Origin of the sequence: Bacillus velezensis (assembly GCF_001461825.1) — a bacterium.
Classification (GTDB): Bacteria; Bacillota; Bacilli; order Bacillales; family Bacillaceae; genus Bacillus; species Bacillus velezensis.
Window position 1 is genome coordinate 367469 of sequence record NZ_LLZC01000018.1, and the last position, 25363, is coordinate 392831.

The window sequence follows — 25363 nt, forward strand, 5'->3', positions numbered from 1 at the left end:
GAAAATAATTTTGGTGGAGCATGGTTTTAAAGACGACAGTTTGTCTTTACATACAGATCTTTATCAAATTAATATGGCCGAAACGTACTGGAGAGACGGCATTCATGAGAAAAAAGCGATTTTTGAGCTTTTTTTCAGAAAGCTTCCCTTTGAAAACGGCTATGCGGTATTTGCGGGCTTAGAAAAAGCAATCGAATACTTGGAGAACTTCAAATTTACCGACAGCGATCTGAATTATTTAAAAACGGAATTGCACTATGCTGATGATTTCATTGATTATTTACGGGATCTTTCTTTTACCGGATCTCTTTACAGCATGAAAGAAGGCGAGCTCGTTTTTAACAACGAACCGATTATGCGGGTCGAAGCGCCCCTGATCGAAGCCCAGCTGATTGAGACGGCTCTGCTTAACATTGTGAATTACCAAACATTAATCGCCACGAAAGCGGCCCGCATCAAAGGCGTTGTCGGTGACGAAGACGCCCTCGAATTCGGAACGCGGCGCGCCCATGAAATGGATGCGGCCATGTGGGGAGCGAGAGCGGCTTTGATCGGCGGCTTCAGCGCAACGAGTAATGTAAGAGCCGGAAAGCGTTTTAATATACCGGTATCCGGCACGCACGCTCATGCGCTCGTACAAGCGTACCGCGATGAATATACGGCATTTAAGAAATATGCGGAGACCCACAAAGACTGCGTATTTCTCGTAGATACGTACGATACGATCCGTTCGGGCATGCCGAATGCGATTAAAGTCGCAAAGGAATTCGGCGACCGGATCAACTTCATCGGCATCCGCTTGGACAGCGGGGACTTGGCGTACCTGTCAAAAAAAGCGCGTGAAATGCTTGATGAAGCGGGTTTCACAGACGCAAAGGTCATTGCTTCAAGCGATCTTGACGAGCACACGATATTAAATCTGAAATCCCAAGGAGCGAAAATCGATACGTGGGGCATCGGCACGAAGCTGATTACCGCATACGATCAGCCGGCCCTCGGCGCGGTTTACAAGCTTGTCGCCATTGAAGAGGACGGCAAACTGACTGACACCATTAAAATTTCGTCAAACCCTGAAAAAGTGACAACGCCGGGAAGAAAGAGAGTATACCGGATTATCAACAAGCTGAATCACCACTCGGAAGGTGATTATATCGCGCTTTATGACGAGCGGGTAAATGATCAGAAACGTTTAAAAATGTTCCATCCCGTCCACACGTTCGTCAGCAAATTCGTCACTGATTTCTATGCGAAAGACCTGCATGAGCCGATCTTTGAAAACGGCGTTTTATGCTATGATAATCCCGAAATTACCGACATCCAGCAATACGTGCAGGATAACCTCAAACTTCTGTGGGAGGAATACAAACGGATCAGCAAGCCGGAAGAATATCCGGTCGATTTAAGCGAAGACTGCTGGAGCAACAAGATGCAGCGGATTCATGAAATCAAAAGCGAGCTGAAACGGGAACTTGAATAGAAGACAAAGCGGCCTTTCCTTTCTCTGGAAAGGCCTTTTTGTTGTGATAATATTTTTCACATTTAGACAAATTTCGTCAAATTATTTGATATACTTATGTTCGAAGGCCGTATCTAAGGGGGTAAATGAATGAAGGTGTTTGTTGCGAGACAGCCTATCTTCAACAGAAACGAACAGGTTGTTGCTTATGAACTTCTTTACCGGGAGAGCGAAGAGAACCGTTATTCGGCCGCTGACGGAGATAAAGCTACGACGGATCTCATTATTAACAGCTTTATCAACATCGGAATCGAAAAGCTGACTGAGGGGAAACGCTGCTTTGTGAATTTTACAGAAAGCCTGATGTTTTCAGATCTCCCTACCTCCTTTGATCCTGACCAGCTTATTATCGAAATTCTTGAGGACATACCGATCACTCCGGCACTCATCTCAAGATGCAGACAGCTGAAGAAATTAGGATATACATTAGCACTTGATGATTTTTACGCCATCAATCCGGAAAATGAAGAGTTAGTGGAACAGCTGATGAAATATATTGATATTTTAAAAATCGACTTTTTGCAATCCTCGCGTCTGGAGCGCAAAAAAATCATTCAGACGTACAGCTGTAAAAGTCTGATTTATTTAGCGGAGAAAGTGGAGACGAGAAAAGATTATAAACAGGCGGCCATAGACGGCTTTCACCTGTTTCAAGGATATTTTTTCAGTGAACCGCGTGTCATCAGCGGAAATGATCTGACGTTTCATTTTCATTCTTACTACCAGCTTTTAAGCGAATTAAACAATGACCAGCCCAATATACAGCGCGTGACGGAATACATAGAGCGGGACGTCAGCTTATCGTATCAGATTCTGCGTTTTTTAAACGGATCGCAAACAAGGCTGAAAAAAAAGATAGACAGCATCCAGCAGGCCATCATGATGCTCGGGCTGAATGAGATTAAGCGCTTGATTTACATTCTTTCATTCAGAGATTTAACGGCGAAAAGCCACTCAAGCCAAAAAGAAATCATTAAGATTTCCTTAATCAGGGCCAAACTGTGCGAACTGCTGGCGAAAAGAACCGGAAGGCCCCAGCCCTCTTCTTACATGCTGATCGGCATGTTTTCGCTCATCGATACGCTTCTCCACAGGGAGCTGGAGGATATCATCAAAGAACTGCCTTTAATCGATGAAGTCGGACAGGCGCTGCTCGGTTATGAAAACGATTATTATAAGATGCTCGCGCTCGTCAAAGCCATTGAATGCAACAACTGGGACTGTGACGAGTGGGGAAAAGAACTGAACAAAGAAGAAGCGTATGAATGTTACCTACAGGCGATCGAATGGTGCCGGCAGCTGATCGTGGATTGAGCCGCTTTAAGCCGACCACCTGAGGGCGATGATAAATCGGCTTTGCTCTCTGACCAGACTGACACGGATGCCGTCGGGATTATACGTCACGTCAAAGTCATTTTTGATGCCGGTCTGCTTAATGAGCCGCTTGACCGCTGCGGTGTCAGATGATTGCGCTGCGGTGAGGATGCGGCGCGCAAGCTCTTTTGACGCCGACAGCCGCGCAAGGAGCAGGCGCGCATCCTCCAGCATGCCCGCAGCTTCTTTTGCGGACGCTGTCAAAATATCTGCGTGAACCGGAGGACTGGGTGCAGGATTCCGGTATGGCGCGGCGAAAACAGGGAAGCATGGATACACATAATGCATACGGCGGCCTCCTTCCTGAGAAAACATTCGTTATACATGAGTATAGGCGGCGTGATAACGAGTTATGACATGCAAAAGACCACAATGCGGGGGTTGCGGTCTTTTCGGTGTTTGTCGGTGGTTATGCGACGTTGTTCGCCCATTCTGTTTTGAAATTGCGACGGCAGGGACTATAGTCCTTGCCGGTTTGTCGGAAAACCGTTAAAAAAACAGCAGAACCGCCAGATTGGTCTGCTTCATCCTAAACGTCTGCCTTTCTGGTAGTTATATAGTCCTGTTCGCTAAATGCTCCGTTCGGGACTATGGGATTACCTCGGTTTGCGGTGTCACGCAGATACTTTTACACATACTTTTCGGTGAAAAATCCCGCAAAAACGTTTACACTATTAGTAACAGATCAAATACCTAGGACTCGTTCACCATACACAATTCATTGATCTTTCAAAAAAAGGAGTGTGGAAACGGTGGAAAACAAATTAGAAGAAGTAAAGCAATTATTATTCCGACTTGAAAATGATATCAGAGAAACAACCGACTCATTACGAAACATTAACAAAAGCATTGATCAGCTCGATAAATTCTCATATGCAATGAAAATTTCTTAAAAAGACTTGGAAACAAGTCTTTTTTTTGTGCATTTTTTATCCATTTCGTGGATAAAGTATTATACGATTGTTAAAAAACGAAAAACCTGCTGTCTTTCATCACCTGCATTTAGTAAAATAGAATGGGAGGGTGAAGACAATTATTGAGCAAATGTGTTTAGATGCCGAAACGATTAAAGAGAAGATGAAGGAAATTGTAAATGATAATCTTTACAATTCAGATTTGATCAGTCTGCTGTGCTCTTTCATTGAAACAAAAGAATCCTTCTTTTTTGGAAACCTGGCATATCAGCATTACATAGCATTTAACGGAGCAAATTTCAAAGAAATAGAGCTACTGGCTGTTGGAATTGAATTGTTGATTTTATCATTTGATATCTTGGATGACCATGAAGATGAGGATAATGACAGTGCTCTTTGGATGAAAATTGACCGCTCAGTTTCGCTAAATGCATCAACATCTCTCTATACAATTAGTCTCCATCTCATTAATTCGCTTTGTACAGTTTCCGAATTTTCTCAGTTAGCCTTAAAATATGCATTAGAAGCAATGCAGGGGCAGCATGATGACTTAAGGAATGTGGCCGAGACTGAAGAAGAGTGCCTCGAAATGATAAAACATAAATCAGGTTCACTTACTGCGATGCCATGTGTACTGGGAACAATGCTTGCATCCGGGGAATATAACGAGACTGTTGAGAATTATTCTTACTTGTTAGGAATTGTGAAACAAATAGAGAATGATTATTATGGGTTATTTAATAAAGAACGCAGTGATATTAACAAAAAAAGAAATAACTTAGTTTTATTATACTTAAAACGAAAATTTAATCCGATGTCAGTATTAATTCTTAAAATAATGAATTCAAACCAGGAATATCAATTATTGCTTTCAGATAAAGACGCGTTCAAACAAAAGCTTTGGGATGCTGGGGTGATTCAATATATTTCTATCATGATTAAATTATATGAAGATAAAATAATGAATGAATTAAACAAAATAAATATTGAAATTGAGTTATTGCATTACAAATCATTGAATGAGGGCACAGTATAATGAATCAAGACATCGTAAATTATTTAATGAAAAACCCAGAAGTACTAGAGAAATTAAAAAAAGAAGAAGTTAGTTTACTTAGTATCCCAAATTCACTTATCCCAACTATTCTTGAGATTTTTGATAATAATGTAAAAATAAGAAGAAATGACCCAGCTTGGTTTACTTAAAAAACAAGAGAGTTGTGGTTCCTTGAGACAATTGCTGAAATGTTTTACGGTTGCTTTATTATTGTTCGGAATTTTTTATTTTACTTTTATAATTTATTATACTCAGAATGGAATATTAATAGGAACAAAAGTAGTTCAGTCTTCTAACCAAGAATTAAAAGTTGTGGATATTTCAAAATCTTCTTATGGAAGAATAATGGGTCTAAAAATTGGGGACAGAATTACTGAAATAAATGGCGGAAAACCTAAAAAAGAAAATATTTATGGTTCATACCTTGCGAAAATTAAGTATTTAAAAGTTGAGAGAGACGGGCGTTTAATAGAACTTAAAAATATTGAATTCATTTATTTAGATAGTCCATATAGTTTCTTTTCGTATATTATTCCGTGTATCTTTTTTCTTCTTAGTTTAATATGCATATTTTATATATTTAAAGTCAACCTAAGAAAAGATAGCGTCTCAGCGTATATTCTTATTTGCTTTTTACTGTGTATTTCTATTGCATACTTAAGCGCAGGAGGGGTTACAAGAGGTTATCGTATTAATAGGTACATTAATCTTTACACCTTTTTAGCTGTGCCTGTTTTATATCTAAATTTCTTGCATCAATATTTCAAAGAACTTAAAGTGAAATTTTCGAGAGGAATTTACGTTGGTTTATTGTACCTTCTTCCTCTAATTAATATCCTGCTTGAATTATTTAGAGATAGAATAGGTCATCATTTAATTGTAAGCCTTAACCTTTTAACATTTTTATTAGAAATGATTGTAGTTTATGTTAGTCTCATATTATATCAAATAAAACATAGAAAAAAGGATTTCTCTTACCTGTTAAAAGTACTTCTGGTTTCTAATACAATTGCTTTTTTACCCTTTTCTTTATTATATATTGCTCCATTGATTATTTTTGGACAATATGTATATAGCGCTGTAGTTACTGCACCTTTTCTTCTGCTCATACCTTTAGCATTGGTATATCAATTTGTCGTAAATAAGATTTACAACATTGATTTCTTGTTAGGCCGTTTGAGGTATTATTGCTTGTTAGCAGTTATTCCGACGATAGGAATCGTTTGGGTATTTGTAGTATTCATCAACAAAAATAAAAATTTTGACACTTTCCAAATTACATTGTTTGTATTTCTAATCATGCTAGCCGTTTTTTATTTCAAAGAAGTTCTAGACTTTAAGTTTCGCTTAAAGCGTTTCTCTGAAAAATACAATTACCAAGACAGCATATTTAAATATACACAGCTTCTTAAAAGCGTATCAGCTTTAAATCAAGTGTTTATGAATTTGAAAAAGACTATTTTGGACGTCTTGCCTGTTAGTAAAGCTTATATATTTGAAATCAATTCTGACGGAGACATTCTGTATTTTGATAAACAGAACAGTGAACCGAACTGGCAGCCGTATAAAAAAGAATTTGATAAAGTCACATCAGAGATTGGCAAGATTATTGAAGTAAATCAAGGTTTTCTGATGAAGATTGGAGAAAGAGGGGCAAACTCATACGTTCTGCTTTGTTTGTCGAGCATTAATACTCCAAGACTGACAAGAGATGAGATATCTTGGTTAAAGACATTGTCTTTTTATACAAGTGTTTCGATGGAAAACATATTGCAGATCGAAGAACTCATGAACCATTTACAAGATCTAAAGCAACAAGGCTCAAACCCGGTCTGGCTCAAAAAGCTGATGTTTACGATCGAGGAAAAGCAGCGTTCGGATTTGGCCCGTGATCTGCATGATTCAGTGCTGCAGGACTTGATTTCTTTGAAGCGCCAGTGTGAGCTGTTTCTGGCCGATTTTAAGAAAGAGGAGCCTTGCCAGTTAGAGGTGCAGGACAAGCTTCATCAGATGAATGAGCAGATGTCGGATGTCATTTTGATGACCCGGGAGACGTGCCATGAGCTTCGTCCTCAGCTGCTGTATGATTTGGGTCTGGTCAAGGCGGTATCCAAGCTTGCCGCGCAGCAGCAGGAGCGTGCGCCATTTCATATCCGTCTGAATACGGGCCGGTTTACGGCGGCGCTGGATTTGGATACACAGCTGAATTTGTACCGCATCATTCAGGAATTTCTTTCGAACGCCATGAAGCATTCACAGGCGAATGAGGTGCTGATTATGCTGATCAGCATTCAAAATAAAGTGATTCTGCATTATGAAGACGACGGTGTCGGATGCAATCAGGAAGAAGGCGGCGGGCAGTCGATGAGCATGGGTCTTTCGGGTATTAAGGAGCGTGTCCGGGCGCTTGACGGACGGATGAAAATCGACACAAGTGAAGGAAACGGTTTTAAAGCGGATATTGAAATGGAATTGTAACCAATTTATCACCAAATCGACTTGGCAGAAGCCAAGTCTTTTTAATAAAATGGAAATGAGTGAGTAAAAGGGAGGAAACCATGAAAAAGATACTAGTGATTGATGATCATCCGGCTGTCATGGAGGGCACCAAGACGATTCTGGAAACGGACACGAATCTTTCTGTCGATTGCCTCAGTCCTGATGCCAGTGAACAATTCGTTCTCCGGCATGATTTTTCAGCTTACGATCTCATATTAATGGATTTAAATCTGGGTGATGACATCAGCGGCATAGAGCTTTCCAAGAAAATCTTAAAAGAGAATCCTCTCTGTAAAATCATTGTCTACACAGGCTATGAGGTTGAAGATTATTTTGAAGAATCCATCCGCGCGGGCCTTCATGGCGCCATCAGCAAAACCGAATCTAAAGAGAAAATCATGCAATACATATATCACGTGCTCAACGGACAGATTTTAGTTGATTTCTCCTATTTCAAACAGCTGATGACCCAGCAAAAAACAAAAACGTCTTCTTCCCCTCAAAGTGAGCAGGATCGGTTAACACAGAGAGAGCGCCATATTCTCCAAGAGGTCGAAAAAGGTTTGACCAATCAGGAAATCGCAGATGCGCTTCACTTAAGCAAGCGGTCGATTGAATACAGCCTGACATCCATTTTTAACAAGCTGAATGTCGGCTCCCGCACTGAAGCGGTGCTGATCGCCAAGTCAGATAACGTACTATAAATCTTGAAGGGAGAATGACCTATGAATCTGAACAATACATTGCTCGGCGCACTCGGTATTGAAATCACTGAAAACACGCCGGAGAGATGCGTGGCGGTGATGCCGGTGGATAAGAGAACGGTGCAGCCTTTCGGATATCTGCATGGGGGCGCGTCAGCAGCGCTGGCGGAGACTGTTGCAAGTGTCGGGGCCCAGCATTTTATCGACCGATCGAAACAGGCGTGTGTCGGGCTTGAGATTAATGCCAATCATTTAAAATCCGTGAAAGAGGGCGGGACGGTCACGGCGATTGCGAAACCCGTTCACACAGGCAGGGCAACCATTGTGTACGAGATTAACATTTTCGATGAACGGGAAAGGCTGATCTGTGTTTCCCGCTGCACGCTGGCTGTTATAACAAAATAAACAAACAGCCGGAACCCTGAATCGTCCGGCTGTTTGTTTTTACAAATATGAATCTTCTTTTCGTTTGATCACAAAGTTTCTGATCCCTTTGTAATCATCCTGAACGCTTCTTTTATCAAGCGCCGCTCCCGAATTGTACGCGGCCCTGCATATGAGGTGCGCTCCGACCGGCGCCGTCAGCAGGATAAAAATGATGCCGAGCAGTATTTTTACAGAAATTTCTCCGGTCAGCATCCACAAGTAGCCTAACACCCCGAGCAATACCAAATTAACGCCGAGTGTCGAGCCTTTTGAAGAGGCGTGGGCGCGCGTATACACATCAGGAAGCCTGAGTGTGCCGAAAGACGCGACCAGGCAGATCAGCGATCCCATCAGAATACAAACGGCGACGGCCCATTTAACGATTTCGATCATTTTCGATAATCTCTCCTTTCTCCAAAAACTTAGCAAAGGCAATCGTGCCGATAAACGATAAAATGCCGAGCAGCAGTATGATGTCCAAAAAGGCCGATGTGTTTAAGAGAATGGATACAAGCGCGGTCATGGCAATCAGATTAATGCCGATCCCATCAAGCGCGACGACCCGGTCCGGTATCGTAGGCCCTTTTATGACGCGAATGACGTACAGAAGAGTCGAAACCGCCATAATGCCGAGTGATAATTGCAGAATAAACGTAAACATCAGCGGCTCACCTCCTGAATGGCTTTCTCAAAAGAGACGCGGATGTCATGGATTGCTTTCTCCGCATCTTCAATGTCCATGGCGTGTATATAGAGAATCGACCGGTCATCGGAGATATCCATCACGAGCGTACCCGGTGTTAAAGTGATTAACAGCGAGAGCAGCGTGATCTCCCAATCCTCCGTCAATTCCGTCTTAAATGCGAAAATGCCCGGGCGGATGTTCAGTTTCGGCGATATAACGGTTTTCAGCACGCTGACATTGGCCAAATATAATTCTTTTATAAAGATCAGCATCAGTCTGATGACCGACCATATTTTCCAAATGTAAAACGGCCGCGAGAAGAAGCGCCGGAAAAAAAACAGCGCCGCCAATCCCGCGATAAATCCGGTCAAAAAACCCGCCGCGCTGAGGCTGTTTGTGAGAAACATCCAGCAAACAGCGAGAAGAACATTTAATAATAGTTGAAAAGCCATGCCATCTACTCCTTCAAAACAGCTTCAATGTATTTTTCCGGATTCAGCAGATTCTCAGCCGTCTGATTGACATACGGTGAAACCCATTCGGTTCCGAGCCCGAACAGAAGCGACAAAAGGAGAAAAGCGGCTGCCGGATAAAGAAGTCCTTTTGCGGACCGTCCGCCTGCGCCGGGGATTTCTTTTTCTTCCCCCCAAAAAGCCGTCGTAAAAACCTTCAGCACGGAATAGAGCACAAGCAGGCTTGATAAGAGAATCAATACGGAAAACAATGTTTCCCCCTTATCGAACCCGCCTTCCGCGATCTTCAGCTTGCCCACAAATCCGCTGAACGGCGGGATGCCGGCCAAAGATATGGCTGAAATAAAGAACATCCATCCTAAAACGGGATAACGGGTGATCAGTCCGCCCATTTTATGCAGGCTGGCAGTGCCTGTCAATGCGATAAGCGTGCCGGCAAGCATAAACAGCGCTCCTTTAATCAGCATATCGTGAATCAAGTAATAAACCGCTCCTTGAATGGAGGCCGGCGTGTTCATGGCAATGCCGAACAAAATCACGCCGACGGCTGTAATAATATTGTAGATGACGATTTTCATGACATCCGAAAAGGCGATAGATCCGATTACGCCGAATAGCACCGTCAGCATCGCAAGCCACATCATCAATTGGTGGGTAAAGCCCGTATCGTGAATAAAGATCAGAGTGAATACTCTTAAAATGGCATACAGTCCGACTTTCGTCAAAAGAGACCCGAATAAAGCCGAAATTGCAGCCGGCGGGGCGTAATAAGAGCCCGGCATCCAAAAATACAGCGGGAATATTCCGCCCTTTAAACCGAAAACGACGAGAAGAAGGACGCCGATGACGGTGATCAGCCCGGTCTGGCCCGATTCGCTTATTTTTACGCTTAGATCAGCCATATTCAGCGTGCCCGTCACCGCGTATAAGTAACCGACGCCGATGACAAAAAACGCGGATGACACAATGTTAAACACGATATACTTCAATGATTCTCTTAATTGAATTTTCGTTCCGCCAAGCACGATCAGCATGTAGGACGCGATAAGCAGAAGCTCAAAAAAGACGTACATGTTGAACAGGTCACCCGTCAAAAACGCTCCGCTTACGCCGGCCAGAAGAAACTGCACCCCTGAATAATAGAAAGCGCGCTCCCTTTTTTCTCCGATGGAGCGGAAGGAGTACAGGGTGACGAGCAGCCCGATTATGGCGGTTGTCAAAACAAGCAGTGCGGCAAGCTGATCCGCGGCGAGCACAATGCCGTACGGCGCTTTCCAGCCGCCGAGTGTCAGCGTCTGAATCCCGTGTGTGAAAACCGTCTGAACGAGAGCGGCGCTGATGGCGATGGAGACACAGGAAGCGGCAGTGCTGAATATCCGCATCAGCATCACGCGCCTGTTCATAAAAATCAGCAGCACTGCGGCAAGCAGCGGCACCAGAATAGGCAATATCACAAAGTTATTCATGTTGATCATTTCCCCTCATTCGATCCATATCGTCCGTTTTCAGTTCCTGATAGGCGCGAAACGCCATCACAAGCAAAAAGGACGTGACGCCGAACGAAATAACGATCGCCGTCAGTATGAGTGCCTGCGGCAGCGGATCGACAAACGACGTGCTTTTTCCGCCCAGTATGGGAGGAGCGCCTTTTTTCAGTCCGCCCATGGTCAGGAGCAGCAAATGGACGCCGTGGCTTAAAAGCGCGGTGCCGATAATCACGCGCAGCAGACTTTTAGAAAGCAGCAGGTAGGTTGCCGCCATAAACAAAATACCGGCAATGACAGACATTAAGATTTCCATTATTCTTCCTCTCCAATCGTTTGAATAATGGTCATCGTCACGCCGACAACAACGAGATACACACCTAAATCAAACAAAGTGGCCGTTGCAAGCTCCGTATTCCCAAGCACCGGGAGATGAAAATGGCCGAATGTATGGGTGAGAAAGGGTGCTCCGAATAAGAACGAACCTGCACCCGTTGCAATCGCGATAAGCAGACCCGCGCCCGCCACATAAATAAAATTGACGGGCAAAATCGATTTGACGGTTTTTAAATCAAAGGCCAAAAGCAACAGCACGATGGCCGAAGACGTAATCAGTCCGCCGACAAATCCTCCGCCGGGAGCGTTATGCCCCGATAAAAATAAATAGAAAGAGAAAAGCAGAATGATAAAAGATACAAGCTTCGTTGCCGTCTGAAGGATGATGTCGTTTGTTTTTTGCTGTCTCAACGCTCTTCTCCCTCCTCTTTTACTTTCGTTCTGATCATGCCGTAAATCCCGAGTGCGGCAATCGACAGCACCGTGATTTCAAACATCGTATCAAATCCCCTGAAATCAACGAGGATGACGTTGACGATATTGTTTCCTCCCCCGAGCTTATGGCTGTAAGCGGTGAAAAAGGAGGAGATGCTGTCTTTTGTTTTTTCGCTGGAAGACGCGATTCCGAGCATTGTCACGATGACGCCGACACCGAGAGAAATGATAAAATTCGTCATCCGGAATGTTCTTGTCTTCTTTTTCCGCCGCATTTTCGGCAGATGGTAAAAACAAAGAAGAAACAAGGCGACGGATATCGTCTCAATGACGAGCTGCGTGAGCGCCAGATCGGGCGCTCTGAAAATCACGAAAAACAGCGCGAGTGTGTACCCGACAACACCGAGTGAGATAATGGCCGTCAGCCGCGATTTGGCGAACACAGTCGCAATCGTTGCGCTCACCATAACGAGGGACAGCACGATTTCATACAGGCCGATTTCAGCCATGCCTTTCGTTGTCATGGAAAAGCCGCCTTTCATGACGAACGCCGCTCCGATGAGAATGATAAACGCCGCAAAAATATACAGCAGATAATCCCGCAAAAATCCGGTCATATACGATGACGTCAGCTGGTAAGATCTTTTTTCCATACTGCCCGTCACCGCATCGTAAAGCTTGTTCAGCGTCAGTTTTTTCGGAAACAGACCGTACAAACGCTCCCATTTAGACAGCGTTACGTAACCGATCGTGCCGACAATGATGATGCCGAGGGTCATCATTACCTCAGCCGTCACCCCGTGCCACTGGGAAATATGGACATGGAATGTATCTCCGCCGGTTAACAGAGCCGGATAAATGGAGTTCATCGCCGGTTCAATCAGGCTGTAAGACAAAACGTTCGGTGCAAAAAACAGACTGACGGCGCAAGCGGCAAGGATCACCGGCGAAATCAGCATGCCGAGCGGTGCTTCATGCGGCGTCTTTTCAAGCTGATCAGGTTTGCGCGCGCCGCTGAACGTTCTGAAAAACAGCTTCATGCTGTAGATGAAAGTGAAGACGCTCCCGATCCATGCGAGAACGGGGAACAGCACGCCCCACGTATCCAGGCTGAAAATATCTGCATGAGCAATCCGCAGCATACTTGTAAAGAACATTTCTTTACTTAAAAAGCCGTTAAACGGAGGGAGGCCCGCCATGGAAAACGTTCCGATCAGTGAAACGGTGAACGTTACCGGCATAAGCGCCATCAGGCCGCCGAGCCTGCGGATGTCCCGTGTTCCCGTTTCATGGTCGATAATGCCGACCGCCATAAATAAACTTCCTTTAAAAGTAGCATGGTTAATTAAGTGAAACACAGCCGCGGTGACAGCCGCCGTAAAATACTCTGAATGCTGGTAATGAAGCGCGGCGGCTCCTGCGCCGAGCATCGATACAATCATACCGAGCTGACTGACTGTGGAAAATGCCAGAATCGCTTTTAAATCGGTTTGTTTAATCGCATTGAAGGAAGCCCATACCATCGTGATCAGACCGACTGAGGCAACCGTCCAAAACCAGACGGGTGAAAATGCAAAAACCGGACTGAATCTGGCAATCACATAAATGCCCGCTTTCACCATTGTAGCCGAGTGCAGATAGGCGCTGACAGGAGTCGGCGCCTCCATGGCATCAGGCAGCCAGATATAAAACGGAAACTGCGCTGATTTCGTAAAGGCCCCCAATAACAGGAGAACCATCGCCGGAATAAAGAACGGATGGCCTGCGATAATATGCACCTGGTTGACCATTTCCCTGATACTGAAAGAATCCGTCATCAGATACAGCAGGATAAAGCCGCCGAGCATGCACAGTCCGCCGCCGACGGTAATCAGCAGTGACTTTTCCGCCCCGTAGCGTGATTTCTTCCGCTTATGCCAATACCCGATTAATAAGAAGGATGACAGGCTTGTCAGCTCCCAGAACATATAAAGCACGATGACGTTATCGACGAGCACAACGCCGAGCATCGCGCCCATAAACATCAGCAGGTACACATAAAAGGGGCCGAGCTTTTCTTTGTCCTTCGATAAGTAAAAAATACTGTAAAGCGTCACCAAAGAGCCGATGCCCGTAATCAATAAAGCGAATAACAGCCCGAGTCCGTCAATATAAACGGTATAGTTAATACCGAGGGACGGAATCCATTCGGCCGCATACCGGACGGTTTCCCCAGCCATTGTGACAGGGAGCTTGCTGATAAAGTAAACAAACAGCACAACGGGCACTATCAGCACAAACCAGCCTGTATGGACTTGTTTTACCCGTTTATAAAGAAAGGGAACGATAAATGCAAATAAAAAAGGCGCCAAAATCGCGAAATGTAACAGCTGCAACAGAAGACCTCCTTTGCTTGTTTTTCATCAAGCAACTGCTTTATGTAAGAGTGAATCAATCAATTCACGGTCATAGGACCCAGTACAAATTATATCGCACTTTTTTTTACCCTGCTACGGCATAATGTATTCCTTTCTGTGTTTTTGTGGTCTTTTGAACCCAAAATAAATTTATCAAATATCCTGATCTTTGTATATACATTTATCTTTCAGATCAAGCTTTTAAAAAAGGAGCTGGTCAGATGAAGAGAAAGGCGGCGGCCTGTATTGGAATATTTTGTTCTATTATTGCAGGAACATTCATAGCGGACGATTTCTGCAAAGGGAGGCAGCAGACGGAGGCGGATAATTGGGAGCGTTTTTTTCTCGGTGCGGAATACGCAGAAGACAAGCTGAGTGCGGCTGAATCAATGCAAACGCCGTTTCAGCCGCGTGAGTATATCAGAATCGTATATAGATGAAAAGAGTTCCGGCACCAGGGTGCGGAACTCTTTTTGTGTGGCAATCAGCGTTTTCCTTTAATGTAAGGGATGCCGTTGGCTTTAGGCGCGTCCGCGCGGCCGATGAAGCCGGCAAGCGCGAGAATGGTCAGAATGTAAGGAGCCATCAGCATGTATACATTCGGAATGTCTTTGAACAGGGGCAAAAGCGAGCCGATAATGCTCAAACTCTGCGCAAACCCGAAGAACAGCGCCGCCCCGAGCGCGCCGATCGGATGCCATTTGCCGAAAACCAGCGCGGCAAGAGCGATAAAGCCTTGCCCGGAAATGGTGGAGTGGGTGAAATCAAGCGCGATCGTGGAAGCATATACACCGCCGCCGAGCCCGCCGAACAGCCCGCTGATCATAACGCCGATATAGCGCATGCCGAACACATTGATTCCCATCGTATCGGCCGCCATCGGATGTTCCCCGACAGAACGGATGCGGAGGCCGAACGGCGTTTTGAATAAAATAAACCAGGAAACAAAGGCCAGTACGATGGCTAAAATCGACGTATAATATACGTCGGAAAAGAAAATCTTTCCTAAAACCGGAATATCGCTTAACCCGGGAATGTTCGTTTTGTAAAAGGGCTCCGGGATTTTATCAGTCTGGGCCTTTCCGTAAATCAGCTTGACGATAAACAGTGTCGCTCCTAACGCGAGCATATTGATCGCCACACCGGTTACCGTCTGATCGGCGCGGAAAGAAACCGCGGCAGCCGCGTGGATCAGTGAGAACAGTCCGCCGGCAATCATAGCCGCAGCCAAGGCGAGCCACGGAGCGGCGGCGCCAAGCTCGCGTCCGAAAAATAAGTTGAACATGACGCTTGTAAAGGCGCCGATAATCATCAGTCCTTCAAGACCGATGTTGACAACTCCCGATCTTTCAGAAAACACGCCGCCGAGAGCGGTTAAAATAAGCGGAGCCGCATATACGAGTGTTGCCGGGACAATAATGGATAAAATCTGCAGGAAGTCCACTTACTTCGCCCCCTTTTTCTTCAATTTATCAAGGATGAGACGGATGGCGTAGCTTGATGCCACAAACAAAATAATAATGGCGATGACGATGTCAACGACTTCAGAAGGCACCCCGGATTCAATCGGCATATTTAATGCCCCGACTTTAAGGCCGCCGAGAAGACATGCCGCCAGAACAACGCCGATTGCCGTGCTGCCGCCGAGAAGCGCAACCGCAATGCCGTCGAAGCCGACGCCGGTAAAGGCGCCCTTAACCGCCGCGTATTGAAAGGTTCCGAGTCCTTCCATCGCGCCGGCAAGCCCTGCGAAGGCGCCGGAAATCATCATGGCGTACATCATATTTTTTCTGACGCTCATTCCGGCGTATTGTGCGGCGTGCTGGTTAAAGCCGACAGCCCGGAATTCAAATCCGCTTTTTGTTTTATGAATGATAAACCACATGAGAACTGCCGCAAACAGAGCGATCAGAATGCCCCAGTGAAGGCGGGAGTAATCTGTCAGCTGCTCTAAAAACGGCGAGCGGAGCGACGCGCTTTCATGAATTTTGTCTGTTTTGTCCCGGTGGTCCGTCATGACATCGGAAATGAGATAATTGGTTAAATGAAGAGCGATATAATTCATCATGATCGTGACAATCACTTCGTGGACAAAAAAACGGGCTTTTAAAAATCCGGGAATCAGGCCCCACATGCCGCCCGCAGCCGCGGCCGCCAATAACGAAAGCGGAAGGTGGATGTAAGCGGGGGCGTCAAAGGAAGCGCCGACCCACACCGCGGCGGTCCAGCCGACAAGGAGCTGTCCTTCAACCCCGATATTAAACAGGCCGGTCCGAAATGCGAATGCCACGGCCAATCCGGACAAAATATATGGCGTAATCTGCCGGATCGATTCCCCGATGTAATACACTTCACCGAAAATGCCGCTCCAAAGAGCCGAATACCCGCTTACGACATTGTAGCCGCTGGCGAGCATGATGACCGCACCCGCAGCTAACCCAAGGATGATCGCAATCAGCGGCACAGCCAGATGAGAAAGTCGATTAATCATGTGTTTTCCCCGCCTCCATTTGCTTACTTCCCGCCATTAAAAGTCCGAGCTCCTGCTCGTTTGTTTCAAGCGGATTGACGTTTGCGATGATGCTGCCTTCAAAGATGACGGCGATGCGATCGCTGAGATTCATTATTTCATCAAGTTCAAAAGATAACAGAAGCACCGCTTTACCGGCATCACGCTGCTCAATGAGCTTTTTATGGACGAATTCAATCGCGCCGACATCGAGTCCCCGCGTCGGCTGGGCCGCAATTAAAAGATCCGGATTTCTGTCCACTTCCCGGCCGATAATGGCCTTTTGCTGATTCCCCCCGGAGAGAGCGCGCGCAGGCGTATATTCATCAGGTGTTCTGACATCGTATTCTTCAATCAGGCTTCGCGCTTTGTCATAAATCGTGTGTTTATTTAGTATGCCGAAAGAAGAGTAGGGCTTTTGGTAATAACTTTGCAGCACGATATTTTCTCCGATCGGAAAATCAAGGACGAGCCCGTGTTTATGCCTGTCCTGCGGTATATGCCCGATTCCGGCTTCAGTGACTTTCCTGGGCGGCATGTTTTGCAGCTGTTTGCCGTTTAACGTGATCGTGCCGGCATTTGTTTTTCTGAGACCTGTAATGGCTTCAATTAATTCAGACTGGCCGTTTCCGTCAACGCCCGCAATGCCGACGATTTCACCGGCTCTGACTGAGAGGGAGAGCTGCTTGACCGCCTCAACGCCGCGCGCGTCTTTAACCGTTACATCAGAAAGCGAAAGCACTTCTTGTTTCGGATCGGCCGCTTGTTTATCCGTCTTGAATGACACTTCGCGTCCGACCATCAGGCTTGCCAGTTCATCTTGATCCGTATGTGCGACATCGAGTGTTGTAATGCCTTTTCCTTTCCGGATGATGGTGACACGGTCGCAGACTTCCATAATCTCTTTTAATTTGTGGGTGATGAGGATAATTGATTTTCCTTCATTGACAAGATTTTTCATAATCTGAATCAGTTCTTGAATTTCGTGCGGAGTCAGCACCGCGGTCGGCTCGTCAAAAATGAGAATGTCGGCCCCCCGGTAGAGGGTCTTTAATATTTCCGCCCGCTGCTGCATACCGACGGAAATATCGGCAACTTTGGCTTCAGGATCAATGTGCAGGCCGTAACGGTCGGAAATATCGCGCACGTCCCGGGCGGCGCGCTGTCTGTCAATCCGGCCGAATGTTTTCGGCTCTTTTCCGAGAATGATATTTTCTGAGACGGTAAAGGTATCCACAAGCATAAAATGCTGGTGCACCATCCCGATGCCGAGATCGTTGGCTTTGTTCGGGCTGTTGATGTGAACGCGCTCGCCCCGCACCCGGATCTCGCCTTTTTCCGGCTGATACAGGCCGAATAAAACGTTCATGAGTGTCGATTTTCCGGCGCCGTTTTCACCGAGAAGGGCGTGTATTTCGCCTTTTTTCACTTGAAGCGTGACGTCATCATTGGCGACGATTCCGGGAAACTCCTTGCGTATATTAAGCATTTCAATGATATAATCCACCGATTTGACGCTCCTTTTCAGAGATACTTTGATGAGAAAGAGCTTGGCAAAAGAAAAGCTGCAAGAGATGCAGCTTTTCCTTCACCGCTCTTTTCATAAAAGAGAGGGGATAAGCACGGAAGTCTCCTTATCCCCTGGTTCTTACTCAGCCTTGAAGGATTTCAATTCTTTTTCAGTTGAAGGGATCTCGAGCCCGTCCGCGATTTTCTTCTTCCAATCGTCTGTTGCTTTGATGACATCGTCAGAAAGGTTCTCCTTGTGATCCGAGATGCCGACTGCATCTTGCGCCAAACCGTATGTTAATGTTTTGCCGCCCGGGAATTTCCCGTCACTCGCTTTTTTCGTTAAGTCCTCTACGGCTGTATCCACTTTTTTGACCATTGATGTGAGAGTGACATTGTCTTTTGTGCCTTTGACTTGACCTTCCGCGTACTGGTCTTTATCAACACCGATAACCCATACGTTCCGCTTCGGATCTTCTTTTTTCAGATTTTTCGCTTCTGTGAAGACGCCCGTTCCCGTTGCGCCGGCCGCGTGATAAATGACGTCAACGCCTGATTTGTACATGCTTTCAGCCGTCGCCTTACCGACATCGGCTTTGTCAAATCCGCCCGCATATTTCACTTCGACGGTCGCTTTCGGATTTGCGGCTTGTACACCCGCGCGGAAGCCGATTTCGAATTTTTTGATCAATTCAGACTCCATTCCGCCCACGAATCCGACTTTTCCCGTTTTGCTCGATAGCGCAGCGGCCGCTCCCACGAGGAATGAACCTTCCTGCTCTTTAAATGTAAGGCTCGCCACGTTGTCTTTTTTGACAACGGCGTCAATGATCGCAAAATTTGTGTCTTTGCGCTGATCGGCGATTTCGCTGATGGAATCCTGCATCAGATACCCGACGCCGTAAATCAGGTCAAAGTGTTCCCGCGCTAATTTATTTAAGTTCGTTGTATAATCCGCATCTGATTTTGATTGAAGATAGTCAAAACCGCTTTTGCCTTTTGTAAGCCCGTTGTCTTTTCCGAATGCCTGAATACCTTCCCAGGCGGACTGGTTAAATGATTTGTCATCGACACCGCCGATATCCGTTACCATGCCGACGGTAAAGTTTTTGCTGCCGGAGCCGTTTGCTTTGTCACTTGAACCGCATGCGCTTAATATGGTTCCGGCCGCCGCGATGAGCGCCATCGCCATTCCGATTTTGCGTTTTTTCAAAGATATAACCCCCCTGTAAAATATGGCTGTGCCGTTCAATTCAGACTTGAGTCCCCGTACCGGATGCAGAATCGAAAAAACTTTCTGATAATAATGATGAGACGTCTCTCTTTTTCCCGCTTTGAGCGGCTGTCTCTTCCGGGTTCGGGACTTATGACTTATCTGAAAAGATCTGCTAACCAATCATAATTTATCATTTTACCCGTCATAAATAAATAGAAATTTGCTTATTTTTTAAAAAATATCAATTTTATGAATCAGCTTCCTCATCTGGATAAAACAGAGGAGGATCAGCCTAGTCATTATCCTTATATAGCATACAAAAAAGGAATCTCAATCCTTTTGTTACGGGATATGACAGTAAAAAAGCACCGTTCACAGCGGAACGGCGCTTTTTGACATTATAAATATTGTTTGATGCTGCTGACATTGCCGGTGTTGATATGATATTGAAAGACGGGTCTGCCGATCGTGCCGTACGCCATCTCTACATTCAGCACTTGTATGTCTTCCAGAAATTTAAGGTATTTCCGGATGGAGACTTGCGAGATTTCAGTATGCTTGGCGAGATCTTCCGTGGTAAAAGAGCCGTCACCGAAAGACTCAATGCTCGCCCAGATGAGTTTAAGCGTACTTTTTGTCAATCCCTTCGGAAGGTGAACCTTTTCCGCCGCTTCTTTCTTTTGAAAAAGCTCGGCATCCAATTCTTTCTGTGTCATGCTTCTGTGTGATTGATAAACTTTCTGCTTGCGTCTGTAGTCGGAAAGAGCGGTTTGAAAGCGGTCAAATTCAAATGGTTTGATTAAATAATCGACGGCGCCGTACCGAAGCGTTTTTTTGATGACGTCCAGCTCGCTTGCGGCCGAAATGACGATGACATCAACCGATTCATTTTGCTTGCGGATTTCCGTTAAAAGCTCAAGCCCGTTTTTTCCCGGCATGTAAATGTCAAGAAGGATGAGATCGATATGATGCTCGCTCAGCACGTGCAGCGCGCTTTGAAAGGATGATGCGATCCCTTTCAGCTGAAATCCTTCAATCTGGCTGAGATAGCGTTTATTTAATTCACCCACCATGGGGTCGTCTTCAACTATGAGTACATTAATCATCATTTTCCTCCTTCGGTTCATACGGAATGCGAAGACTGAAAGTCGTTCCTTCATTCTTTTCACTTGTCACAATCATATGGCCTTTTAAATTTTCTGTTGCCTGCTGGGTGAAATAGAGGCCGAACCCCCGGTTTGTCCCTTTCGTGGAATAACCTTGTTCAAAAATACGGGCTTGGTCTGCCGCAGACATTCCGGCTCCCGTGTCCGTAATCTCTATATCAAGCTGACGATCCTGAAACCGCATTGAGCACGTAATGTTTTTTTTCGGCATCTGCGCCACCGCGTCGAGCGCGTTGTTTAACAGGTTTCCGATAATCGTAATGAGCTCATGGATGACGGCCGGATCTGCCGCATTCGGGATCAGGCTGCCTAGCTGAATGTCCAGATCAGCACCCTGTTCGCGTATGTAGCTTTGTTTTCCTAGAAGAAACCCTGCGAGAACCGGACTTTTGACATCACTTATAATTTCGCTTGTTTCCGTCTTCTGCTGAATGGCAATGTCTTTAATGTAAGTGCCGAGATCATCGTATTCTTTTAACTGGACAAGCCCTAAAATGACATGAAGCTTATTCATGAATTCATGAGACTGGGCTCTTAATGCGTTTGCATACATTTTAACACCGGACAGCTGTTCTGCTAAATGTTTGACCTCCGTTTTGTCCCTGAACGTGGCGATCGCTCCGACGGTTTGTCCTTTCAGATGAATCGGAACCTCATTAAAGACCAGCTCAAGTCCGTTAATGCGGATATCCCTGTCCTGAAGCGGTTTTTTCGTTTCAATCACCTGTTTCAGCCGGCTTTTCGGGAGAATATCGTTCACATCTTGATCGACCGGATTAGTCGGAATACCCATTTTAATAAAAAGCCGTTTCGCTTCCGCATTGGCAAGCTTAATTTTTCCCCGCGCGTCAACCGCCAGAATGCCTTCTTTCGTTGATTCGAGCATGGCGCTCCGCTCTTCCAGCAGGGTGGCGATTTCATAAGGCTCAAGACCGTACATAATGTTTTTGACGGTGCGGGCGACAATGACGGCTCCGATGACGCCGACAAAAATACTTACGCAGATGATGAAATAAAGCGGTCTCAAACTGTGGCTGACGACATCCTGTATTTTGTTAAGCGAAATTCCGACCGAAACGACGCCCACTTGTTTTTTATCTTTTCCATAGATCGGTACGAAGGCTCTCATGGATTTCCCGAGGGTTCCCGCTGATGTGCTCGTTTTGATATGGCCGTGCATCGCCGGCTGTTCGTCTCCGCCGGTGAATTTCTTCCCGATTTTATTTGCGTCGGGGTGGGTGAGGCGGATGCTGTTCATATCCATCACCACGACAAATTCGGTACCTGTCGTATGCTGGACGTCTAATGTATAATCCCGGAGCTCTTTCAGCCCTTTTCTTGTTTGCAATGCCTGCGTGACACTCGGTGTTTCCGCGACCAGCTTTGCGGTGCGCAGCGCGGTTGTCCGTTCTTCTTCTTTCACGCGGTCTGCTGTTTGGACGCTGATCGTGAAAAAGGTGATACAAAGTGCGATAAGGACGACAATACAGACGAATATCGTTAATCGGGTTTGCAATTTTAATGTTTTTTTCATAACAGCCTTCCTTACGTTTATCATTCCCGCGTTCTACTTTACTCCGAAAAAGCCGGTTTGTGAAGATCAGGCCCTTATTTCGTAAAAGTGAGGAAAAATGGTATTTTTTATCTTGTCAATGTGTTTTAAGTCCTCCATAATAAGTGAGGTAGATTACAGAAAGGGACTTTTTATATGAAAAATACTTATTGGACGGGTTATTTTCCGCTCGTTGCGATTCTGCTTTTTAGTTCGTCATTATCCATTTCTACCTCGCTTTATGTCATGAAGATACTTCAGACGCTCGGCATGTATCAGGGGATGCTGGATTATTTCTCTGAGAAAGGGATCAGACTGGCGCTTTTTGCAGCGTTCGCCCTTGTGTATTTTATGCTCTTTTCGGCTTTGAAGCTGATTGCAAACACAGTGACAGAGCTGTCTCTTTTGTTTTTCACAAATGACCCTGAGGGGGACAATCTGAAAAAAATCAGATTAGGCTCTTTAATTTATGTAGGCGGAGGAATTCTTTCCTTTGCGCTCGTGCAGAATGGTTTTTGGATTGCGGCGTTATTTGCCGTTGTTACGCTCGTTTATTTGATTTTCATGGTGTACAGAATCTATTCGACACTCTCTATCGTTTCGCTGATCGGTTTTATATTGCTTGAGATTCTGTTTTGGTTTACTTTTGTTATCGGTATTTTGTACATCTTTATCAAGCTTTATAATAGCATAATGGCTAGCTTACCTGTGTAAGCTAGCCATTTTTGTTAAGACAGAAATCTGTTTTTGATCTCAGGGGAGGGGAGCATGCATGCTTCCCTTTTTCCGAACCATTTGTAACGGCGCCGGGCGATGAAAGAATAGGCTCTGTCCCTGAGGGGGCGGGGCACTGCGAAAAAAACCGCTGACAGCCGCCAGGCTCCGCGGAGATGACGTGAAACCTTTAACACGGCTGCGGATTTTTTGTATATCCGCCCGTTTTCGATAAAAATCATGCTGTCAAATTGTTCTGTCGGAAGTCCTTCTGATGCCAAAAGCTCCCGGGCGGTATCTGATTGCAATGAAGCAAATGAGATTTTGCCGGCCGGATCGCGTTTAATGATGAATTGAACGGCGCCGCTGCATAAGTTGCAGACGCCGTCAAACAAAAGCACGCGGTCCGGAAGCTGAGCTGGTTTCAAAGCGGATCCCCTCCGTTATCTTTAGTAAGCTGCCTGCAGCGTGTTTTTCCAGATCGAAAGCTGAGGGCTTGCGTCATGAAGATATTCGACGCTTGACGGTGTATCCTTGCCGACCCATACCCCCATCGTATAAGCGTCCGTCAGACCGACAAACCACATATCGTGATAGTCATTTGACGTTCCTGATTTTCCGCCGACGTACGGAGCTTTAAAGTTCGCTTTCTTTCCTGTACCGCTTTTGACGACGGCTTTCATCATTTCTTTGATCTGCATGTTGGTCCGCACGCTGAATACCTGCGTCGGCTCATCTTTCCATTTTAATATCGTTTTTCCTTTTAAATCAGTCACTTTTGTAATCGCGTGACTCGGCGTATAAACGCCGTTGTTGCCGAACGTGGTATACGCATTGGTCATTTCAAGCGGCGTCATGCCGTTTGTAAAACCGCCCAGCGCCGCAGGCAGACGGTAATCCGCGCTGACCAGCTTCGCGAAATGAAACGGTTCAAGGTAGCTGAACGCCTTATTGACGCCGACGCGGTCCATGATTCTGATGGCCGGTGTGTTGTACGAGTATTTAAACGCCGTTTCCAGCGTGACCGTGCCGTACGTGCGGTTATTATAGTTCTGCGGGCAGTAATCCGCACTGCAGAATTTGCTTGCGTCAATCTTGCTGTGTGGCGTTGCGCCGGTCTTTTCAATGTAAGGTCCGTAATCAAGCAGCGGCTTAATGGATGAACCGGGCTGTCTGTATGCTTGATAGGCGCGGTTGAAATCATATTTATGATAATCTTTCCCGCCTGAAAGCGCGATAATCTGATGCGTCTGATGATTAATCACGGCCGCTCCGCCCTGGACGCCTGCATACGGCAGATTTTGATTCACTTGGGCGACGACCTGGTTTTGCATATACGGATTCAGCGCCGTATAAATCTTCACGCCGTCTTTTAACAATGTGCTGACCCTGTCGGAAAGCTCACTCTGTATTTTTTGTTTCGCCTTTCCGGAAGCTTTTTCAAGACGTTTGTCATAGCCTTCGGATGATGAAACAAGCTGTGTGAATTCATCATTTACATAGGAAACATAGTCAGGATATTTATTTGTTTTTTCGTTTATATCAAGCTTGATCTTTTCCTTTTCGGCTTTTTTCAGCTGTTTCCCGGATATAACGCCTGCTTTTTTCAATCCGTTAAGCAATCTGACTTGTCGTTTTTTCGTATAATCAAAATGCTTGAGAGGATCATATAATGTAGGGTTATTAGGGATAGCGCAGATAAAGGCCATCTCTCCCAAAGTGAGAGATTTCAGCGGCTTGCTGAAATAAAATTGTGCCGCCGAACCGACGCCGTATACGCCGTTATTAAAATAAATCGTATTTAAGTAGCCTTCTAAAATCTCATCTTTGCTGTATTTTTTCTCAAGCTGATAGGAATAGGCCAGCTCCGTCAGTTTTCGGCTGAAGGTGCGTTCATGGCTTAAATACACATTCCTTGCCAGCTGCTGGGTGATGGTGCTGGCGCCCTGATCAATTTTATGATCTTTGAAATTGGAGGCGGCCGCCCTGACCATCCCCATAAAGTCAAACCCTTTATGCTCATAAAAATGACGGTCTTCAGAGGTTAAAAACAGCTGTTTTACCTCATTCGGTATTTTATTAAAGGGCACGATCACGCGGTTCTCATGATCGCTGACAATCTCAGAAACAAGGCTTCCGTCCCTGTCATACATGTAACTGTTTTGAACCAGGTTGATCGCTTTTAAATCAATATGTTTATCGAGCACCTGATCAAAAGGCTTGATTTGTTTTACCTCTTTGCCGGAAGCAATAACTGTAAATGCAAACAACGGGATAATGCCGAGCAGCAAAATCCATCCGATTATTTTACGTACCATGGTCACTCTCTTTTCTCCTGATTTCTAGCCATATCGTATCATTCTTTTAAGAATACGAGAAGGTTAAATTTAGAAGAAAT

At 45.5% G+C, this 25363-nt stretch carries 26 protein-coding genes; 10 read left to right on the forward strand and 16 right to left on the reverse strand.

Translation table 11 applies throughout. From position 1 onward, the window contains the following. The first annotated feature begins 10 nt into the window (after nt 1-10). Nucleotides 11-1477, forward strand: coding sequence for a nicotinate phosphoribosyltransferase (locus AR442_RS10505; protein ID WP_014418767.1), 1467 nt, complete (start codon nt 11-13; stop codon nt 1475-1477). 129 nt (nt 1478-1606) lie between these two features. Next, entirely contained in the window at nt 1607-2830 is a 1224-nt protein-coding gene (locus AR442_RS10510; RefSeq protein WP_007613436.1) for an EAL and HDOD domain-containing protein, read from the forward strand. 6 nt (nt 2831-2836) lie between these two features. On the opposite strand, the gene AR442_RS10515 is transcribed toward AR442_RS10510, so the two are convergent. Further along, nucleotides 2837-3178, reverse strand: a complete 342-nt coding sequence (locus AR442_RS10515; RefSeq protein WP_021495366.1) for a YuzC family spore coat inner layer protein — start codon at nt 3176-3178, stop codon at nt 2837-2839. Between the two features lie 464 nt (nt 3179-3642). Between AR442_RS10515 and degQ the strand changes: the two genes are divergently transcribed. The 6 genes from degQ (at nt 3643) to AR442_RS10545 (ending at nt 8469) form a co-directional block, all read left to right on the forward strand. Beyond that, complete coding sequence (gene degQ, locus AR442_RS10520) at nt 3643-3783, forward strand: degradation enzyme regulation protein DegQ (RefSeq protein ID WP_003152043.1); 141 nt, start codon at nt 3643-3645, stop codon at nt 3781-3783. Nucleotides 3784-3934: 151 nt separating this feature from the next. After that, nucleotides 3935-4840, forward strand: a complete 906-nt coding sequence (locus AR442_RS10525) for a polyprenyl synthetase family protein (protein WP_014418764.1) — start codon at nt 3935-3937, stop codon at nt 4838-4840. Next, nucleotides 4840-5010 carry a competence pheromone ComX gene (gene comX, locus AR442_RS10530; protein ID WP_032863917.1) on the forward strand — a complete coding sequence of 57 codons (171 nt, stop codon included), beginning with the start codon at nt 4840-4842 and terminating at the stop codon, nt 5008-5010. Before AR442_RS10525 ends, comX begins: the two co-directional genes overlap by 1 nt. Then, nucleotides 4988-7339: a sensor histidine kinase gene (locus AR442_RS10535; RefSeq protein WP_271259836.1), complete on the forward strand. Its 2352-nt coding sequence runs from the start codon at nt 4988-4990 to the stop codon at nt 7337-7339. Before comX ends, AR442_RS10535 begins: the two co-directional genes overlap by 23 nt. 80 nt (nt 7340-7419) lie before the next feature. Further along, entirely contained in the window at nt 7420-8064 is a 645-nt protein-coding gene (gene comA / locus AR442_RS10540; RefSeq protein WP_014418762.1) for a two-component system response regulator ComA, read from the forward strand. A 21-nt stretch (nt 8065-8085) separates the two neighbouring features. After that, a complete protein-coding gene (locus AR442_RS10545; protein ID WP_014418761.1) occupies nt 8086-8469 on the forward strand; it encodes a hotdog fold thioesterase in 384 nt (127 codons plus the stop codon). Nucleotides 8470-8508: 39 nt separating this feature from the next. Here AR442_RS10545 and mnhG read toward each other — a convergent pair whose 3' ends face one another. From mnhG to AR442_RS10580, 7 genes are read right to left on the reverse strand one after another with little or no spacing between them, the layout of a single operon-like run. After that, a complete protein-coding gene (gene mnhG / locus AR442_RS10550; protein WP_003152056.1) occupies nt 8509-8883 on the reverse strand; it encodes a monovalent cation/H(+) antiporter subunit G in 375 nt (124 codons plus the stop codon). Next, nucleotides 8867-9151: a Na(+)/H(+) antiporter subunit F1 gene (locus tag AR442_RS10555; protein WP_012118311.1), complete on the reverse strand. Its 285-nt coding sequence runs from the start codon at nt 9149-9151 to the stop codon at nt 8867-8869. The genes mnhG and AR442_RS10555 overlap by 17 nt, the downstream gene beginning before the upstream one ends. After that, a complete protein-coding gene (locus AR442_RS10560) occupies nt 9151-9627 on the reverse strand; it encodes a Na+/H+ antiporter subunit E (protein WP_022553708.1) in 477 nt (158 codons plus the stop codon). The genes AR442_RS10555 and AR442_RS10560 overlap by 1 nt, the downstream gene beginning before the upstream one ends. 5 nt (nt 9628-9632) lie before the next feature. Next, nucleotides 9633-11114 carry a Na+/H+ antiporter subunit D gene (locus tag AR442_RS10565; RefSeq protein ID WP_021495363.1) on the reverse strand — a complete coding sequence of 494 codons (1482 nt, stop codon included), beginning with the start codon at nt 11112-11114 and terminating at the stop codon, nt 9633-9635. Beyond that, entirely contained in the window at nt 11107-11448 is a 342-nt protein-coding gene (locus AR442_RS10570; RefSeq protein ID WP_003152063.1) for a Na(+)/H(+) antiporter subunit C, read from the reverse strand. The genes AR442_RS10565 and AR442_RS10570 overlap by 8 nt, the downstream gene beginning before the upstream one ends. Further along, nucleotides 11448-11879 carry a Na(+)/H(+) antiporter subunit B gene (locus AR442_RS10575; RefSeq protein WP_007613424.1) on the reverse strand — a complete coding sequence of 144 codons (432 nt, stop codon included), beginning with the start codon at nt 11877-11879 and terminating at the stop codon, nt 11448-11450. The genes AR442_RS10570 and AR442_RS10575 overlap by 1 nt, the downstream gene beginning before the upstream one ends. After that, entirely contained in the window at nt 11876-14278 is a 2403-nt protein-coding gene (locus AR442_RS10580; protein ID WP_053285189.1) for a Na+/H+ antiporter subunit A, read from the reverse strand. The genes AR442_RS10575 and AR442_RS10580 overlap by 4 nt, the downstream gene beginning before the upstream one ends. Before the next feature lie 242 nt (nt 14279-14520). Here AR442_RS10580 and AR442_RS10585 point away from each other — a divergent pair, with 242 nt between their 5' ends. Beyond that, nucleotides 14521-14739, forward strand: coding sequence for a hypothetical protein (locus AR442_RS10585; protein WP_014721737.1), 219 nt, complete (start codon nt 14521-14523; stop codon nt 14737-14739). 44 nt (nt 14740-14783) lie between these two features. Here the strand turns inward: AR442_RS10585 and nupQ are convergent, their stop codons facing one another. From nupQ to malK, 6 genes are all read right to left on the reverse strand, one after another. Beyond that, nucleotides 14784-15743, reverse strand: a complete 960-nt coding sequence (nupQ, locus tag AR442_RS10590; protein ID WP_003152071.1) for a guanosine ABC transporter permease NupQ — start codon at nt 15741-15743, stop codon at nt 14784-14786. Continuing rightward, entirely contained in the window at nt 15744-16790 is a 1047-nt protein-coding gene (locus AR442_RS10595) for an ABC transporter permease (RefSeq protein WP_014418756.1), read from the reverse strand. Further along, complete coding sequence (locus AR442_RS10600; protein ID WP_014418755.1) at nt 16783-18315, reverse strand: ABC transporter ATP-binding protein; 1533 nt, start codon at nt 18313-18315, stop codon at nt 16783-16785. Before AR442_RS10600 ends, AR442_RS10595 begins: the two co-directional genes overlap by 8 nt. Before the next feature lie 141 nt (nt 18316-18456). Further along, on the reverse strand, nt 18457-19530 hold the full coding sequence (locus tag AR442_RS10605) for a BMP family lipoprotein (protein WP_007408665.1): 1074 nt from the start codon (nt 19528-19530) through the stop codon (nt 18457-18459). A 401-nt stretch (nt 19531-19931) separates the two neighbouring features. Next, entirely contained in the window at nt 19932-20639 is a 708-nt protein-coding gene (locus AR442_RS10610) for a response regulator (protein WP_003152077.1), read from the reverse strand. After that, nucleotides 20632-22233 carry a malate sensor histidine kinase MalK gene (gene malK, locus AR442_RS10615; RefSeq protein ID WP_014418754.1) on the reverse strand — a complete coding sequence of 534 codons (1602 nt, stop codon included), beginning with the start codon at nt 22231-22233 and terminating at the stop codon, nt 20632-20634. The genes AR442_RS10610 and malK overlap by 8 nt, the downstream gene beginning before the upstream one ends. Nucleotides 22234-22407: 174 nt before the next feature. On the opposite strand from malK, the gene AR442_RS10620 reads away from it, so the two are divergent. Beyond that, a complete protein-coding gene (locus AR442_RS10620) occupies nt 22408-22965 on the forward strand; it encodes a YufK family protein (RefSeq protein WP_007408662.1) in 558 nt (185 codons plus the stop codon). Between the two features lie 14 nt (nt 22966-22979). Here the strand turns inward: AR442_RS10620 and AR442_RS10625 are convergent, their stop codons facing one another. Both AR442_RS10625 and AR442_RS10630 read right to left on the reverse strand, forming a co-directional pair. Then, nucleotides 22980-23393 carry a thiol-disulfide oxidoreductase DCC family protein gene (locus AR442_RS10625; RefSeq protein ID WP_014305710.1) on the reverse strand — a complete coding sequence of 138 codons (414 nt, stop codon included), beginning with the start codon at nt 23391-23393 and terminating at the stop codon, nt 22980-22982. Nucleotides 23394-23414: 21 nt separating this feature from the next. After that, entirely contained in the window at nt 23415-25289 is a 1875-nt protein-coding gene (locus AR442_RS10630; RefSeq protein ID WP_014418753.1) for a transglycosylase domain-containing protein, read from the reverse strand. Nucleotides 25290-25363 lie beyond the last annotated feature (74 nt).